At 43.2% G+C, this 16,412-nt stretch carries 13 protein-coding genes; 2 read left to right on the top strand and 11 right to left on the bottom strand.

All coding sequences use genetic code 11. The annotated features are described in order from the left end of the window. Positions 1-3: 3 nt before the first annotated feature. Together ACETMN_RS16070 and ACETMN_RS16065 are read right to left on the bottom strand one after the other, a co-directional pair. The gene (locus tag ACETMN_RS16070) at positions 4-1,182 is read right to left on the bottom strand and encodes an MFS transporter (protein WP_411736361.1); all 1,179 of its coding nucleotides are present in this window, start codon (positions 1,180-1,182) and stop codon (positions 4-6) included. Then, positions 1,172-2,011 carry an SDR family NAD(P)-dependent oxidoreductase gene (locus ACETMN_RS16065; RefSeq protein WP_210108199.1) on the bottom strand — a complete coding sequence of 280 codons (840 nt, stop codon included), beginning with the start codon at positions 2,009-2,011 and terminating at the stop codon, positions 1,172-1,174. Before ACETMN_RS16065 ends, ACETMN_RS16070 begins: the two co-directional genes overlap by 11 nt. A 157-nt stretch (positions 2,012-2,168) precedes the next feature. On the opposite strand from ACETMN_RS16065, the gene ACETMN_RS16060 reads away from it, so the two are divergent. Beyond that, entirely contained in the window at positions 2,169-3,056 is an 888-nt protein-coding gene (locus ACETMN_RS16060) for a LysR family transcriptional regulator (protein ID WP_411736360.1), read from the top strand. Between the two features lie 46 nt (positions 3,057-3,102). On the opposite strand, the gene ACETMN_RS16055 is transcribed toward ACETMN_RS16060, so the two are convergent. Next, positions 3,103-3,786, bottom strand: a complete 684-nt coding sequence (locus tag ACETMN_RS16055; protein WP_411736359.1) for a TetR/AcrR family transcriptional regulator C-terminal domain-containing protein — start codon at positions 3,784-3,786, stop codon at positions 3,103-3,105. Between the two features lie 136 nt (positions 3,787-3,922). Here ACETMN_RS16055 and ACETMN_RS16050 point away from each other — a divergent pair, with 136 nt between their 5' ends. Beyond that, entirely contained in the window at positions 3,923-5,275 is a 1,353-nt protein-coding gene (locus ACETMN_RS16050) for an MATE family efflux transporter (protein WP_411736358.1), read from the top strand. A gap of 110 nt (positions 5,276-5,385) precedes the next feature. On the opposite strand, the gene ACETMN_RS16045 is transcribed toward ACETMN_RS16050, so the two are convergent. The 8 genes from ACETMN_RS16045 to ACETMN_RS16010 all read right to left on the bottom strand — a co-directional run bounded on the left by ACETMN_RS16045 (position 5,386) and on the right by ACETMN_RS16010 (position 16,407). Beyond that, entirely contained in the window at positions 5,386-6,402 is a 1,017-nt protein-coding gene (locus ACETMN_RS16045) for an alpha/beta hydrolase family protein (RefSeq protein WP_411736357.1), read from the bottom strand. Continuing rightward, positions 6,395-7,039, bottom strand: a complete 645-nt coding sequence (locus ACETMN_RS16040) for a GNAT family N-acetyltransferase (RefSeq protein ID WP_411736356.1) — start codon at positions 7,037-7,039, stop codon at positions 6,395-6,397. The genes ACETMN_RS16045 and ACETMN_RS16040 overlap by 8 nt, the downstream gene beginning before the upstream one ends. A 12-nt stretch (positions 7,040-7,051) precedes the next feature. Beyond that, the gene (locus ACETMN_RS16035) at positions 7,052-7,816 is read right to left on the bottom strand and encodes a MerR family transcriptional regulator (protein ID WP_411736354.1); all 765 of its coding nucleotides are present in this window, start codon (positions 7,814-7,816) and stop codon (positions 7,052-7,054) included. Positions 7,817-7,957: 141 nt separating this feature from the next. Beyond that, positions 7,958-8,935 carry an alpha/beta hydrolase gene (locus tag ACETMN_RS16030; protein WP_341073189.1) on the bottom strand — a complete coding sequence of 326 codons (978 nt, stop codon included), beginning with the start codon at positions 8,933-8,935 and terminating at the stop codon, positions 7,958-7,960. Between the two features lie 166 nt (positions 8,936-9,101). Further along, a complete protein-coding gene (locus ACETMN_RS16025) occupies positions 9,102-10,400 on the bottom strand; it encodes an NCS2 family permease (protein ID WP_124114804.1) in 1,299 nt (432 codons plus the stop codon). A gap of 363 nt (positions 10,401-10,763) precedes the next feature. Continuing rightward, a complete protein-coding gene (locus ACETMN_RS16020; protein WP_219845137.1) occupies positions 10,764-10,892 on the bottom strand; it encodes a DUF6254 family protein in 129 nt (42 codons plus the stop codon). Between the two features lie 135 nt (positions 10,893-11,027). Further along, positions 11,028-15,485 carry a carbohydrate binding domain-containing protein gene (locus ACETMN_RS16015; protein ID WP_411736353.1) on the bottom strand — a complete coding sequence of 1,486 codons (4,458 nt, stop codon included), beginning with the start codon at positions 15,483-15,485 and terminating at the stop codon, positions 11,028-11,030. A 43-nt stretch (positions 15,486-15,528) separates the two neighbouring features. Beyond that, positions 15,529-16,407, bottom strand: a complete 879-nt coding sequence (locus tag ACETMN_RS16010; protein ID WP_017688354.1) for a carbohydrate ABC transporter permease — start codon at positions 16,405-16,407, stop codon at positions 15,529-15,531. Positions 16,408-16,412 lie beyond the last annotated feature (5 nt).

The raw sequence follows: 16,412 nt of genomic DNA, 5'->3' as shown, positions 1-16,412 counted from the left end.
TTCTTATCCTTCAACTTTGGAACCCTCGAATCGGCCAGTCATGGAGATTCTGAAGTAATTCGTTACGATACTAAAGATAAGGAATACGATTCCTCCAACTACAATATATTGTGTACTTATTCCAGTTACGATTAGTCCACATACACTAGCACCAAGTGTTGTTCCCAGGTTGGAAGAGGTTAGAAAGATCCCATTAGACAATTCGGGTGCCTCCGGTGCTGCCGATACCACCCAATATTGAGTGATATTGCCCCCTATGCCTCCTATGATCCCCCAAATGAAAATAAGGAAGGCTGTTGGCACACTGAATTGTCCGAAGGTGAACAACAAGATGTATATCGTTATTAATGCAATGGGATACACCTTGATCGTTCTTAAAGGGAAATTAGCGAGCAGTTTCCCTGCTATCATGTTCCCAACCATATTGGCCAAGCCATATAGAAATAACAACACACTGACGGTGTTCCAGTCATATCTTGTCACGGTTTTCAGAAACTCAGCAAGGTAACTATAGACCCCAAATACAGCTCCGTTCATGAAAATCACGCCAGCAATGGATAGCCACATCACGGATCTTCTCAATACATACAGATGAGTACCCATGGAGATTCTTTTCGTAACTGGCATTGAGGGCACCAAAAGAAGTGTTGCTACAAATGCGACGATCGTTACGGCGGCAAAGAACAACATCGCATAGAACAACGATGTGCTGGTGGCAATCAAGCTCGAAAGGGGTACTCCAAGTACCATGCCTGCCGACACGCCTACAAATACTTTAGCCACTGCCTTCGGCGCTTCTTCCTTGGGGACTGACGCCGCTGCGACCGTAAATGCCAATGAGCAATAGACAGGATGGAAAAAAGCCGGAACGACACGTGCAATGACCAATACCGTAAAGTTCGATGTGATGGCGGAGACCAGGCTGCCCACAATAAAAATCCCAAGTACAAACAACATAACATACTTGCGGTTCATTCCCGAAAATAATAAGGGTAAAGTGGGACCAGATACAGCAACCGCAAGCGCAAAAAGACTCACAATCAAACCAGCGGTTGAGATACTGACCTCGTAATGTTCTGCAATCAAAGGCAAGATTCCGATTACGCCCATCTCCGTATTTAAAATACTGAATACACCAAAGGTCAGAATGAATACAAGCAGGTGATTTCGTTTAGTTGTCATATGCCATGGATTTAGAGAGATCCCGGTAAGCATTGATCTCTGTCTGAAGGTTGGCAATTTTCTGCTCTGCAATGTCTATCGCGTCGGCTCCTGCAATGAAGCGTTGCGGCGGTTGGGCCTCGTTTGCAATTTGAAGAAGAGCATTGGCAAGTTTTTTTGGGTCTCCAGGTTGTTGCCCGTTCTGATTATTAAAAAATTCCAGATGACCAGCTCTCCGATCATCATAGTCCTCAATCGAAGGCTTAGCGAAAGTTGAGGATGCATCTGTAAGAAATTCCGTTCGGAAAAATCCGGGATTGACTATAGTCGTATGAATACCGAAAGGAGCTACCTCAGGAGCCAATGCCTCCATCCATCCCTCAAGCGCAAATTTTGCAGCACTATATGCCGAATTAAATTCAAATCCTGAAATGCCAGCGCCCGAGGAGATCGAGATAACATGTCCTGAACGTTGGGTGCGCATCACAGGTAATATGGCCCGGGTAACGTGCATGGAACCAACCAACGCCACCTGTAGCTGATGTTCAATCTGGTCAGGGGTCAGTTCCTCAAAATACCCTCCACAGAAATGTGCCGCATTATTTACGAGTACATCGATCGCCCCGAACCGTTCAATTGCCGCCTTAACTGCGGCATGTGCATCAGCAGGCTCGCAAACATCTAATGGGACAACCATTACATTCTCGGAATCACCGATCGCACGAACCACTGCATCGGGATTTCGGCCGGTAGCAACAACCTTGTGTCCAGCATTTAAAGCAGCCTTAGCAATAGTTGTGCCCATACCTCGACCAGCGCCAGTGATAAACCATACTTTTGTCTTATCCATATCATTCATTCCTTTCAATTTCTTCTCCAGTTGCCTTGCTTTTTAGTTTAGCGTTTATACACCACATAGCAAATACTCATATCTTATAACAAGTTATGCTTGAAAGGCATTTCTGTAAGGTTTATTGTAGAATATAAAGGATAAAGGAGGAGTTAAAATGGAGATTAGAGTATTGCGTTATTTTCTTACTGTCGCCAGAGAAGGAAGTATTACACGCGCTGCTGATTTCTTGCATGTTACGCAGCCCACCTTGTCCAGACAATTGAAAGACCTTGAACAAGAGTTGGGAAAGAAATTATTTATTCGCAGTAGTTACAGTATTAATCTCACAGATGAAGGTATGCTTTTAAGAAATAGGGCTGAAGAAATTGTGGGTATGGTCGATAAATTAGAGGCAGAATTTGAATCCATGGAAGAAACCATAAGTGGAGATATTTATATTGGCGGTGGAGAAACGGAAGCCATGAAACAGATTGCAAGAGTGGCAAAAGACGTACAATATAAATATCCCAATATACGCTATCACCTATACAGCGGCAATGAAGATGATGTAACTGAGCGGCTCGACAAGGGGCTCCTTGACTTCGGTATTCTAATCCAGCCAGCGGATGTTTCCAAATATAACTATATCAATTTCTCCGACAAAGATGTTTGGGGAGTGGTTATGAGAAAAGAAAGTCCACTCGCCTCCAAAGATACGATTCGATCCACAGACTTATTTCATGTTCCATTGATCTGTTCACGACAGTCAATGAAGCAGACATTTTCAAAAAATGAGTTTGCGGATTGGTTTGGCGAAGATTTTGACAAATTAAACGTGGTTACTACATACAATCTTGCATATAATGCTGCCATTATGGTTGAAGAAGGTATTGGTTATGCATTAACACTTGATAAAATAGTGAATACGTCTAGTGAAAGCGACCTTTGTTTCAGACCTCTAGAGCCAAGACTTGAATCTGGCTTAAATATCGTTTGGAAAAAACATCAGGTCTTTTCGACTGCTGCGGATTTGTTTTTAAAAGAAATTCAGGCTAAATTTTAGACTGATAAAGGGATTAACGTGAGTACAAGAAGAAACCCACCGGAGTTTAATTCTCGGTGGGTTTCTTTACCACTTGTTCGATCCCGAGCAAAATAAGCTTCAAGCCAAACTCAAAAGCTCCGTCGGTTCCCATCACCTCAAACAGACCATTCTTATACATCCTACTGAAGAGTCCAGCTTCCTTCTCACTCATAGAGTCCAGAAGATGGATCATCTCTTCACCCTCAAGTACTTCCTTGTCCTTAAGGACAGCAGATATATTGCGCTGATGTTGATAATCGTCCAGTACGAAATAGAATACATAGTTGACTAGTGTAAGAACTGCCTGTAATTTCTGCTCTTGCTCTAGTGGTGTTGATTCCATGCAGAGCAACATGCGGTTGGTGAAGCGGATCATGTCCGGTTCATGAGGCAGCGTCATCATCATGAGCTGTGTGGAGCACGGGTATCTGCTGATCACACTCCGTACCGTCACGGCAAGCCCCTCCATCTGCTCCTTCCAGTCTCCTTCAGTGTGAAACTCGTCCAGAATAATTTTTGATATCTGGTTGGCGAGACGCTGGTAGAGCGTCTGCTTGCTCTTGAAGTACCAGTATAGAGATGGAGCCTGAATCCCCAGCTTGTCTGCCAATCGTCTCATGCTGAATTTCTCGATGCCCTCTTCTCCGAGAAGCTCCCACGAAATTTCCAAAATCTTATCTTCCGAAATCTGAGGCTGTTGTTTTTTCATCGGTATCCGCCCTTTTATCTAACAGTGTAAGTTTATGCTTTACAGGTCCATAAGTTCATGATAACATCTAACACTGTAAGGTTCAATCTAACGGTGTTAGATTAGATCAATATTAACGAAGAAAGTAGTGACCCACATGGATACAGAAAACCTCCATTACTTTGAAAAAGCACCAATCGCCAAAGCCGTAGCTCACTTTGCTGTCCCAATGATGCTAGGCACGTCAATGAGTGTTATTTACTCCATCTTGAATGCCTATTTCCTTGGCACACTGGGTAATACGGCAATGTTAACTGCACTCGCACTAACTTTACCTTTATTTGCGGTCATCATGGCCCTTGGTAATTTAATTGGTATAGGCAGCGGTACATTCATCTCTCGTTTGCTGGGAGAGAAAAAAGTCGATGATCTGCAGCATGTATCTTCATTCGCCTTTTACAGTAGTTTAGTTCTCGGAATTATTGTGATGGCCGTTGGCCTCCCGCTGATCGAACCAATCGTTCATGGGCTGGGGGCAACCCCAGAGTCCTTCGGATTTACGAAAGAGTATGTCACGATTATGCTTATGGGTTCACCCTTCGTCATCTTATTCTTCACGCTGGAGAATATCGTGCGCTCAGAAGGTTCAGCAATCACCTCAATGACCGGTATGATTCTCAGTGTTGTTATAAATATTGTTCTTGATGCATTATTCATTTTTGTCTTCCATTGGGGCGTGATTGGAGTTGCATCTGCTACCGTCATCTCCAACTTGGTTGCGAGTGCATTTTACGCTTACCATATGAGTTATAAAAGTCAATTCTTAACCGTCTCCCTGAAATGGTTCAAGGTGACGAAGGACATCCTGAGCAATGTGTTCAAAATCGGTGTTCCCGTCTTTGTTATGAGTGTCTTCTTGGGTGCAATGTCGCTTATTCTTAACCTTTTTCTTGTCGAATATGGGGATCAGGCTGTTGCGGGGTATGGAATCTCATCACGTTTATTGCAATTTCCTGAGTTTATTCTGATGGGCTTGTGTGAGGGAGTTGTGCCGTTGATTGCCTTCTCATTCACAGCGAACAAATTACGCATGAAACAAACGATTAGATTCACGATCAAAGCTATTTTGGGTTTAGCCGTCCTGTTCGGTATTATCGTTTATCTGATCTCTGACCACTTGATTGGTTTATTTACGACTGACCCGCAATTAATTGAAATGGGCAGCTACATTCTGCATGTAACCTTCTTATCCTTGTTTATTACAGGAATGACTTCTTTGTTTATGGGTATCTTCCAAGCAACAGCCCAAGGAACCGCAGCGTTTGTTATGTCGATCATTCAAGGGATTACGTTAATTCCTGTATTGTATATCGCTAATCAAATGAACGGCTTTCATGGGGTAGTCTGGTCGCTCGTTATTGCGGATGCCGTGGCGTTCCTAGTTGGAGCCATCATGATATATGTTTTGCGGACCAAATTGCAGCCAGATCTGGAACATTTGGCACAGTAGTTAAAGTATAACACGCAAAAAGGCAGGATAAGGGCGCTCCCTGACCCTGCTCTTTCATTTCGAAATGACAATTATGTATCTGATGATACGAAGAGATCGTAAACCGTCTTTTATAAGGGAGAAATGGTCAACATATGTTCTATTTCATCCATATACCCATCCACTGTAATGCTTCTCGGAGCAAACAGAAATCGTAGTGATTGTTTCCATTCCGAGCCTGCAATAGAGGTTGGTAACATCGAATGTTCTGTATTAGAGAAGATTTTCACATGAAGCAAGGAAGATGGCTGAATTCCTTTACGGTATGCTTGCTCTGTATTAACAATGTCCACATTCACATCCTCTTCTCCAAGCAGAAGTAGTATAGGGGTTTTGAAATGATGCAAATCCGCCGTGGCATCTGAAGCAAAATTTTTCTTTATGAAGTTCCAGCGTTCTTTGGAAATCAGATCATCCTTTCGAGCAATCTTGGTGTACTCTTCATATGTGCCATGTTGCTTTAAAATCTCTTTAATCTGGTTTTCATAATCGACCTGATTTTGAATCTCCTCGGTGGAATGACCATCTTTCGCCATTTGGCTGCGTGTGTTGTATTCTCCCTGTTCCAACCAGTTTATCGCTGGTGATACCAAGATACTGAAGGCAAGATGTTCTTTCCCAGCAAGCTTAGGAATCACCCAACCTGCTTGGCTGGCACCCCATACGCCTATTTTGGAATCATCAATGATGGATTGTTCTTTCGCCCATGCAATAGCTTGCTGTGCCTCCATAACACGATCATCCATGCTTTGATGTAGCCAGTTTCCCTCTGAACCTCCGATTCCCCGTTTATCTAGCGACAAGGACGCATACCCGATCGATGCCAGTCGCTCCCATAACGGTTTGTATCCCTCACCATGAGTAGAGTCTATCGGACCGTCACCGTGAATAAACAATACTAGACCTAGCTTGCCTGAATGGTTTCTGGGTAACGTGAGCGTACCTGTTAACTTACCCTGTGGAGATTGAATTTCAACGGTTTGTTCCTCCATGTCAAAATCACTTTGATCGACTATGTACAGTCCTGCACCAACCATCAGTAAGATTGCCACAATAACTGAGATGTATCGTTTTTTCCATTTAAACATAAGTATCTCCTTTGTAAATCATGTAATGCCATTGATTTTCGCCTAAGAGCAGGCCGGTCAGAAAACTGTTTGTGCTATACTGCTTGCAAAATTGATAGCGTTCATATAACTGTATCGCTTGATCATTCTGACTTGCCACATGCAAGCTAAGAAATGACATTGATTTGGATTGCAACATATATTTCTGTGCCCATTGAAGCAACTGCGTACCAATTCCCTTGCCTTGGTGCTGTGGATGTACAACCAGATCTTTCACATAACATTCGCCTAATGTAGGAGTATGCTTCAGCAGATGTAAACCAGTTATTAATCGAAGCATTTTCCACATGCCAACCCTATTACACTGGCCCCACCAATGAAGATTGGCACGAACGCTGGTTATTGCTGCTCTGTTATCTGCTTCCTTCCATTTCAAGCACATGGTGCCAACAATCTCCTCATGTTCACGAGCAATGACTCGAAGAGTACTTTGTTCCATGGGCGGGTGATTGAGCAACTGTTCAAATACGTAAGCCAGATCAGTTATGGACAATGAAGTGTTCTTTTGAAATTTGTGTCCAAAACCATAAGCCATGAGTTCAGCAACAGCTTGATGAAACAGGGGACAAACGGGTTCTATCTGAATGGAAGTTGTCACTATGTGCCTCCCCTACTCGATCATTTGTAACAATAACTCATAATGAAGCTTTTCTGGTGTGAATAAAGATAAATAAGATTTCTCTACCATAATAAGTGGACCGTGATACGGATAGCCTTGGTGTTCTGCATAAGCATAAAATTCGTTGATATGTTCTTTGAGTTCAGCTTCAATTTGTACATATACATGACGAGAAAGATATTTTCCTCTAGGCAAAACTAAATCGTTCGCTCCTTCCTTTTGTATATAAATTCCTACGGTGTCCGTCTCATCGTACGCATAATGGATGTCGGCTTCAAATAAATTGGGAATGTTTTCTTTATGTTGGATCAGTTGCCTTGCTTGCAAGTACTTTTGCGCTTCCATATGGAACCACAGGGATAAGTGAATCTCCTCACGAGTATCAATATAATAAGTCACTTGATCCTCAATTGGGATATGCTTTTTCTCATGCAACAGCTTGCCGATAAGGTGCTTTGTTTGCTGAAGCTGAGTGATGGCTGCTTCCGTGTCTGCCAATGCTTGTTGAAATAATGATGTGATTTGATCGGATGTCAAGTTACTCAAACATTCCTTGATCATTGAAACAGATAGACCCATTTTGCGAAGTAACAAAATATGAGATAGACGGTAAATTTCATCAACCCCATACATCCTATACTGGTTTTCTGCTATATAAGTAGGGTTCAACACCCCTTTTTCTTCAAAGTAACGAATTTGATGGACAGAGACTTTCATCAGCTTTGCCAGCTCACTAATCGTAATTTCATCACTCAACCAATTCACCACCTTTGCTGTTTTTCATATTACAAACATAAACCTTAGGTCTGACCTAAGGTCAAGTCTTTATTTTAGCCTCTCCTGATAACAAAAAACCACGCCACCAGATTCGGTACCGCAGTTCAATGATCAATTATGCTATTGGATTTGTTTCATGTAAGATTTGAATTCCTCGGCAATTTCTTTGTATTTCGTATGATGCAGGTAATGTGAACCTTCCATTGGGATCATTTTGCCCTGCGCGGATTGTTTGGCTTGTGCTTCATGTAGCGGAATCCACTGCGGGTTTTTCTCGTTATTGGATTGAACAAAGAGAAGCACTGGCAGATCACTAGGATACGTGAGTTTTTCTCCATTTTTGAAATTGGAACCCAGATGTTTAAGCTCATCTACTAATGTCGGGTTTGTCGAGACTTGATTCGAAATCAACTTCATCTGTTCTTTGGTATGTTCATCGTATGCAAGTGATGCATATGAATCACCACTCACTTTATTGAGTACTCTCATTAAGCCTGATTTTTGAAGGAATTTCATTAGGTTCAAAGGTAATTTAACATCCATGCCAGGTTGATTCGGAACACTGCTATCGATCCCGACAAAAGCAGAGACTTCATCTGGATACGTGTTCACATAAGTCGCCGCGTACAGTCCCGTGATGGAATGCCCCATCAGAATATAACGATTTATACCGAGCTGCTGTACAGCTTCATGAATTTCACTAACAATATTCTCGGTGGTTCTCTCCGTTTCGGTTTGGTCACTTAACCCATAACCGAAAGGCTCAATCGCCACAACTTTGTAATCAGAAGTTAATTCATCGATTAACAATTTGAAATCAAGTACTGGTGATGGTGTTCCTTGTCCGGGAAGTAGCACGATGGTTTGTTCGCCGCTACCTTGAATGGATACATTCATATTCTTCCCATCAACATTGACATATTGGCCGTACGATTCGATTTTCTTTTTCTCGGCCCCATTACTTATCGTATGAACGACAAACGTGATGCCCATGAACAGCACCAGCGCGCCGACAATACCACCTATTATTTTCAACCATAAGTACCGTTTTTTACGGCCCTTAGTCCCCGTTGTTGTTACATCCACTGCTTCTGCCATATCCATCTTCTCCTGTCCTTTATATCTGTAGAGCCGCTCTTGCGACATAGGTATAGTGTAACCATGGAAGATGTCCCCTTCGTGACGGGAATATGAACGGAGTATGAACTACAAAAAAAAAAGAGAGCTGCTTGTTGAGAGCAGTTCTCCATAGGATAAGACAGTTTTAGTGGTCCAGGAACACAAGCTGAATGAAGAACAATACCGCAAAAATGTAGAAGATTGGATGAACATCTTTACCTTTTCCGCGAAGCAGCTTAAGTACCGGATAAAAGATGAAGCCTACGCCGATGCCTGTCGCAATACTATGCGTCAATGGAGTAAGGATGATAATCAGGAAGGCAGGAAATGCTTCTTCGAGATCATCCCATTTGATTTTGCTGATAACGTTAATCATAAAGTATCCAACAATGATCAGTGCCGGAGAAGTGATCGCCGGAATGCTTGATATTACACTTACGATCGGTGTGAAGAACAAAGTCAGCGCAAGCAGCACACTTACCGTTACCGCTGTCAGTCCCGTTCTTCCTCCTGCGGCTACCCCTGTGCTGGACTCGATATAAGCTGATGTTGGGCTTGTTCCGAGCAAAGCGCCACTGGTTGTTCCTACGGCATCTGCCAATAATGCGCCACGCGAGCGTGGGAATTTACCATCCTTAAGCAATCCTGCTTGTTCAGCAACGCCGAGCATCGTGCCTGTCGTATCAAACAGCGTGATCAGCAGGAACGTAAATATGATTGTATACAAACCATTCGAGAATACCCCTGCCAGATCCAGTTGCAAAGCCGTTGAAGCGAGGCCATGCGGCATGGATACAATCGATTCCGGCATTTGGAATAGTCCCATGATCCAGGCAAGTATCGCTGTTACCACCATTCCGATGAACAGGTAACCTTTCACATTGTAAGCCATCAGCACAACGGTAATAATCAATCCGATAATAGTCAGATAAGCCATTGGCTCAGCCAAATTTCCGATCGTAATCAAATTCGATTCTGAATCGGCAATAATCCCGGCATTTTGCAAACCTACCGTTGTAATAAACAATCCGATCCCTGCGGTTATGGCATGTTTTAAGCTAGCAGGAATTGCATCAAGCAACATGTAACGGAATGAAGTCAGTGATAAAATGATAAACAAAATCCCTGCTATAAATACGGCTCCCAGTGCAACCTGCCAAGATACGCCATATCCGGCAACTACGCTATAGGCAAAGAATGCATTCAGGCCCATACCCGGCGCGATGACGATTGGATAATTGGACCATATTCCCATAATCAGAGTTCCCACAATACTTGCCAGTACCGTTGCTATGAATACTCCGTTAAAGTCCATGCCCGTGCTGCTGAGTATTCCTGGGTTTACGATAACTATGTATACCATTGTGAAGAATGTTGTAACCCCTGCGATAATTTCTGTGGGGATGCTCGTGCCTCGTTCTTTAAGTTTGAACCATTTATCCATGGTAAAGCCAGCCTCCAACTTTCAAATTATACTCCAAAGCTAAAAACAAAAAATCCTAATCTTCATATAGGATTGTAATATTCTCGCTCCTATATTCGTTGTTAGGATTTAAAGATTCAACAGCTAAGCCCTAAACTAAACATGAAGATACTCATATCTGTTTTCAACCTGAAGTCCATTTCGTATTCTAATTAAAATTACATACAATGTCAATGAATTAACGATTTGTGCACAGTTATTTACGAACTATCCGGACGTTATATCTTGTATTCATTCGTTTTTAGAATAGAGTCTGTACGTATGGCTCAATGTCTGCAATATATGAAGAAAGACTGCCAGCAATGTTCACTGACAGTCTTTCTTTTAATTCGTAGTAGGTTTCTCTTCATACTCGCTGGATAATTCTTTTAGCGATTTGATTTTGCCATGGGGATGCTGTTCTTGCTTTCGTGACTTCCAGGCAGCTTCTTTTCTTTTCTTCTGGTCAGCCATACAAGATATCCTCCTCTGGAAACTGAGATGTATACTACTTCTTTATGATGTCATTCCTGGACAACTTTATTCTGCATGTATAGGTAATAAGAGAATTAGGCAAGCATATAAGACAATATATAGAGAATTCAGAAGCTAATTGGCAGGACCCAGATTAATCAAGCTGACATCGGACAAAGAGACAGTTGTGTTACCATCTTCTGCGCCATCGATGTTACCCAGATCAAATGAGATGCGAGTATTCGCATAGCTGGCTTCTGTTGCATCAAATGTAAACGTGAATTCCTGTTCTTCTGGAGTCAAATCAACTCGTGCCCCAAAGAAACCATGCCATTCATAGTTGGCAGCGGCATCGACCCATCCAACCCCCAAACCCAATTTCCTGGACTTCTCCGCTTTGGCTTTAAACGTTAATTTATATTTAAAACCTTGCTGTATGCCAAATCCTTCATTGATGACTTGACGATCCCATGGGTTCTGTCCAGCATTACCAATCTTGGCATGAAGCTGTTGATTGCTAACTTCCATCTCCAGATCAGCTGCATTACCATCCGCGTAGGTAAACCAGCTGTCTTTACCTTTGGAGAAGTCTCCATTGGGAATAAGGTTAACATGAGCTGGCTGACCTCCTTGATCTGCATTTGGATTAACTTCATATAACTGGACGTTATTGATGTGAATCGAGTGTTCACCTGTAGAGAGCGGATATCCTAATCCAAACGCAAGCATAGCTGCCGAATCGGAGGTATCCCCCATAGTGAAGGTGTAAGTATACGACTTTTGATCCGCAGTTAATTCCACTTCTTCTTCAAAATACTTCACAAAATCGCCTGCATTCTGAGAAAGAACCGCTTGCATGGATTTAGGACCTGAAGCAGATGCCTCGAAGGTAAGTCGGTACGTTTTGTTTGCATCCAGTTTGATCTGACCTTGTTGCAGCAATGCATCCCACCAATGTTCACTTGTACCAGGCAAGTTAATCGTTAATCCTTCGCCCTCTTCATGTGAAGCTGTCAGATCATTAGGAATTAGCTCCCAATGATTCAGATCTGTTGCAAGCTGGCTGTTTTGAACTTTGTTTAGTGAGATATCCACCCAACGTGTATTATAATTTGCTCCTTCAAAATTCACATAATAGGATTTGCCTGCTGTCAAGTTGACCCCTAGGAAATACACCGTTTCGTATGTTTGCCATCCCCCCGTGTCTCCGAGATTCAGTTCGGATTGAGCAACGATTGTACCTTGTTCATCCTGAATGCTGAACCGTACTTCAGAATCACTTTTCCCACTGGCCATTCGGGCAGACAGTACATATTCCCCCTCTTGGGCCACATCAATTTTATATTGCAACAGATCTCCCTGATCCATGTAACTGACATGTTTTCCTCCTTCGACGGAGTCCTCCAGTTGCAAACCTTGCATCATCCAGGCTTCGGTTGCAGGTACATGTGCGTAGCCATTCACGGACAGAGGTTTTCCGCGTTTCGTCAGACGAACATTGTCCACATATACCTTGCCTTTAGAACTGCCAAATAACAGTCTTAGTTCGGATTGTGCGATTGATGCTCCATCTCCAATGTTGATTTCTCCAGTGAATGTTTTCATGTCTTGGTTTAAGGAGAGGTTTTGTCCTTGATGAACCTGTACCGTATGACCATTACTGCTGACAACATCAATGTCGAGGCTTCGCGGTGTGTCTGCCTTGGCATCTAAGGAGAAACCATACGTTGTATTCGCTTCCAGCTTCAAATCCGGTTGGTTCACCGAAACTTGCTGTGGATCACCATTCGTTTGAGTAACATCAACAACTAGCTGACGCTCCATAATCGGGAATTTCGAAAAGTTATTTACACTTATATTGGCTGCAGCACTGTCCTGAATGCTGTTTGACCAGAATCCCAGACGCTCCTTGCCCTGATCGAATGTGCCATTGTAAATAAAGTTGCCATCAGGTAGTGCGTTTCGTTCGACAGTTAACGGATCAGCCTCACCCACCTCGATCAGTCTGACATTGGCAAACCAAACGGTTGTATCATCCAGCCCCAGATTAAATTCGAATCTGGCATTGTTATCCGTGCCATCCCGCATATTGAAGGTATAGTCATAGGATTGCCAATCTGTCGTGAGTGCAAAGGTGTTATCACCCGAATAATTGGTCCAACTTTTTTCAAATTGGTTCAGTTTGGACATGATTGTACGGTTAGCAGATGCTTTCGCATCAAATTGTATCTTGTACTTTTTGTTTTTCTTGATGTACATCGGCATCTGAGTCAGTTGAACCGAGTAGTTTTCAGTTCCTGATGCATCAATGGTAACTTCTGCTGCTTTCCCTTTCTGCTCATCCGTTACAACTTTGACACTGCCAGCTCCATCAGCATTTGTGATGAATTTCCACTGAAGAGGCACTCCATTGTCTGCAGACCCTTCCGAAAAACGATCATTGTAGATTTGATTGCCATCGGCTTGTGGTTCCCGCTGTTGCGCAGGCTCGATGGGATTTGTTGTTACATCAGGCCATGTGTCTAGATTTTTGTAAGAATATACTCGCACAAAATCAACATTCATCTTTTCGGAAGTGAAGTTGCTTTCAGGTGCCCCCGGCCAGTCTCCTCCAACCGCCAGATTCAGAATCAGATAGAATGGACGATCAAATGGAGCTGGGAACGTATAATACTCAGGTTGGCCCGCGGCCTTCGTTTGCCAGTTGGTCACTTCATGATGCAGCTTTCCATCCACATAGAAACGAATCATACCCGGCAACCATTCCACCTGGAAATCATGATAATCGTCAGCGAAAGTTTCTCCCTTCGGAAGAGTAAGGCTTCCCTGATCGTGTCCATGGGAACCGTCAGGCTTCACACTGTCATAATGCAATGTGCTATATACCTTGTTATTACTCTCTTTGCCACCAATTAGCTCCATAATATCGATTTCTCCAGAGGCAGGCCATCCACCATAATGTGCTTCATCCGTTGGCATCATCCATATGGCAGGCCACATGCCCTTTTCAATAGGAAGCTTTGCACGTACAACTACTTTACCGTAGGTCCAGTCTCCTTTTCCCATAGAGATCAGTTTGCCAGAGCTGTAATCCTTACCATTTTTCGGACCCTTTTTTGCTTCAATTTGCAACACGCTTCGATTCTGATCTTTCGTAATGCGAGTGTTATCCGGGCTGTAATATTGCATTTCATTGTTATAAACGAGTCCTGTATCCTGCACGGTCCATTTGGATGAATCAATCGCGGGCCCGTTGAACTCATCATTCCAGACCAGCTCCCATTGATCATGCGGAATCGTTGTTGCAGGAACCGGTTTTTCGCCCGCCGGATTGCTTGGTGTTGATGGTGTAGACGGTGATTGTCCGTCTGGAGAAGATGGTTTTGGTGTGCTTGTCAGATTTGTTGAACCACCAGGCTGCGATGAAACAGGTTGTTGAGCTTCACCCACCATGGATGTGCGCAATCCTTGTTTTACTTTTTCTCCGTTGATCACAACTTCATCGGCATCTACACTCAACTTTTGGATCGTACCTTTGGTATCCATTCGAGTCTGACTCGCTTCTGCATGGATATTCATGGAATCAATCAGGCTGTTTGAAGAGATCTCCAGAATGGATCTCTGCATTACATGCATCTCCTGAATGTTGCTTTCTTCCGTAATGGCAACTCTAACGGGCTCCCCACGTTTGTCAACGACTACTCGATTCAGCTTTGAGTTGCTAATGTTGATGGAATGACTTCCTCCGCCTTTAATGATGACACTTCCTGTGACAGTTACGCCCTGAAGAACAACAGATCCCTCGTCAATGCCTTCTGCCAGCAGCAGATTTCCATTAACAATCATATTTTTTAACGTGACATCCGTTGAATTAATAATCAAGTTGCCATCCACCCGGGACTCATAAATACCAGGAGCACTTTTCACATCTGCAATCATCTCCGACAACATTGCTGCCGTCTCTGCTCGTGTAATCGGGGATTTGGGATTTAATTTACCTTGGAAACCTTTAAGAATATTTTCGTTCACCATATAGGTAAGCGCTTTCTTTGCATAACTGGAAATATCATCTTCATCCTGAAATTCCAATTGTTCACTATCTTCATTTGTAGCCGCTGAAAGTTGAAAAGCTCGATCTACCATAACCGCTGCATCTTGGCGTGTAATCGGTTGTTGTGGTGACAGATGATCACGATCTGTTCCTTCGATGATGCCAGAACCATTTGCTCGTACCATCACGTCATAGTACCAATCGTCTGAAGTCACATCCACATATGAACCAGTCGCCGCATTACCAGTGAAACCAAAGGCTCGATCCAGAATCATCACGAATTCAGCTCGGCTAATGACCTGACTGGGCTTAAATGTACCGTCAGTATAACCTTTCAATAGATTCAAATCTTGCAACCGTGTAACTGCAGATTGTGACCAATGCCCAGTCAGGTCTGTATAGGGAACAGAGAAGTGCAGGCTTTTCGCCTGCACATTTCCCACCTCCGCTTGACCCTGTACACTTTCTGCTCCTACAGTTGCTGGATAAACGAGAGAAGCCATTAAACTCCATGCCACCATACATGCCAGTCCTTTTCTCATCCTTCTTCCTCCCTCAGCTCAGTTATCCTTGCATTTGCATAGCCTATTCCTTGACTGCTCCAATAACGATTCCCTTAACGAAGAAACGTTGTAAAAACGGGTATACCATCAGGATCGGAAGCGCGCCGATAAAGATCTGTGCTGCGCGTACGGTTCGCTGTGATATATTCTCCAACATGGAAGGATCAACGTTGATTTTGCTGAGATCTTGCTGAACGATAATGGTCTGGAGCAGAGAAGCAAGTGGATAATTTTTAATATCAGACATATAGATCATGCCGTCGAACCAGGAGTTCCACTGGTAAACCATCGTAAATAAGGACAAGGTTGCGATAGCCGGAAGCGACAGTGGTACGTAGACCAGAATCAACGTTTTGATATGACCTGCTCCATCCAAATAAGCTGCTTCTTCAAGTTCTTTGGGCAGTCCGCGAAAGAAGTTCATCATAAGAATAACGTTCCACACGGACAGTGCTCCAGGCAGAATAAGCGCCCAGATTGTATTCATCAAGCCAAGCTTCTGGATCAGAATGTAACTTGGAATCAAACCGCCGCTGAACAAAATGGTAAATACGAAAAACCACGTATATAAGGAGCGACCTTTAAAACTGATATCTTCCTTCGACAACGGAAATGCGGTTAAGAGCATGATGACCATACCAATGATCGTCGCAATTACAGTCCGTTTAAGTGATACGATCAAGGAGTTAATGAAGTTTGAATTCCCGAATGTTTTCACATATGCGTCGGTAGTGAACCCGATGGGCCAGAAGGTAACCAGGTTTGATGATGCTGGCGCCATACTGCTGAATGAAACAGCCAATATATGAATAATTGGTAAAATGCAGAGTATCGATAATATCCCAAGAAAGGTATAGTTAGCGATGCTGAATATGCGGTATCCTTTTGTTTTATAATACAAGCCCT

It is taken from the genome of Paenibacillus sp. M2 (assembly GCF_046713495.1).
Classification (GTDB): Bacteria; Bacillota; Bacilli; order Paenibacillales; family Paenibacillaceae; genus Paenibacillus; species Paenibacillus amylolyticus_B.
Note: the sequence above shows the minus strand (reverse complement) of the source record. Positions and strands in the feature narration are given on the sequence as shown.

Coding starts and splice junctions, on each gene's coding strand:
- ACETMN_RS16070 (WP_411736361.1), bottom strand. CDS start 1,182: ATGACAACTAAACGAAATCACCTGCTTGTATTCATTCTGACCTTTGGT.
- ACETMN_RS16065 (WP_210108199.1), bottom strand. CDS start 2,011: ATGGATAAGACAAAAGTATGGTTTATCACTGGCGCTGGTCGAGGTATG.
- ACETMN_RS16060 (WP_411736360.1), top strand. CDS start 2,169: ATGGAGATTAGAGTATTGCGTTATTTTCTTACTGTCGCCAGAGAAGGA.
- ACETMN_RS16055 (WP_411736359.1), bottom strand. CDS start 3,786: ATGAAAAAACAACAGCCTCAGATTTCGGAAGATAAGATTTTGGAAATT.
- ACETMN_RS16050 (WP_411736358.1), top strand. CDS start 3,923: ATGGATACAGAAAACCTCCATTACTTTGAAAAAGCACCAATCGCCAAA.
- ACETMN_RS16045 (WP_411736357.1), bottom strand. CDS start 6,402: ATGTTTAAATGGAAAAAACGATACATCTCAGTTATTGTGGCAATCTTA.
- ACETMN_RS16030 (WP_341073189.1), bottom strand. CDS start 8,935: ATGGCAGAAGCAGTGGATGTAACAACAACGGGGACTAAGGGCCGTAAA.
- ACETMN_RS16025 (WP_124114804.1), bottom strand. CDS start 10,400: ATGGATAAATGGTTCAAACTTAAAGAACGAGGCACGAGCATCCCCACA.
- ACETMN_RS16020 (WP_219845137.1), bottom strand. CDS start 10,892: ATGGCTGACCAGAAGAAAAGAAAAGAAGCTGCCTGGAAGTCACGAAAG.
- ACETMN_RS16015 (WP_411736353.1), bottom strand. CDS start 15,485: ATGAGAAAAGGACTGGCATGTATGGTGGCATGGAGTTTAATGGCTTCT.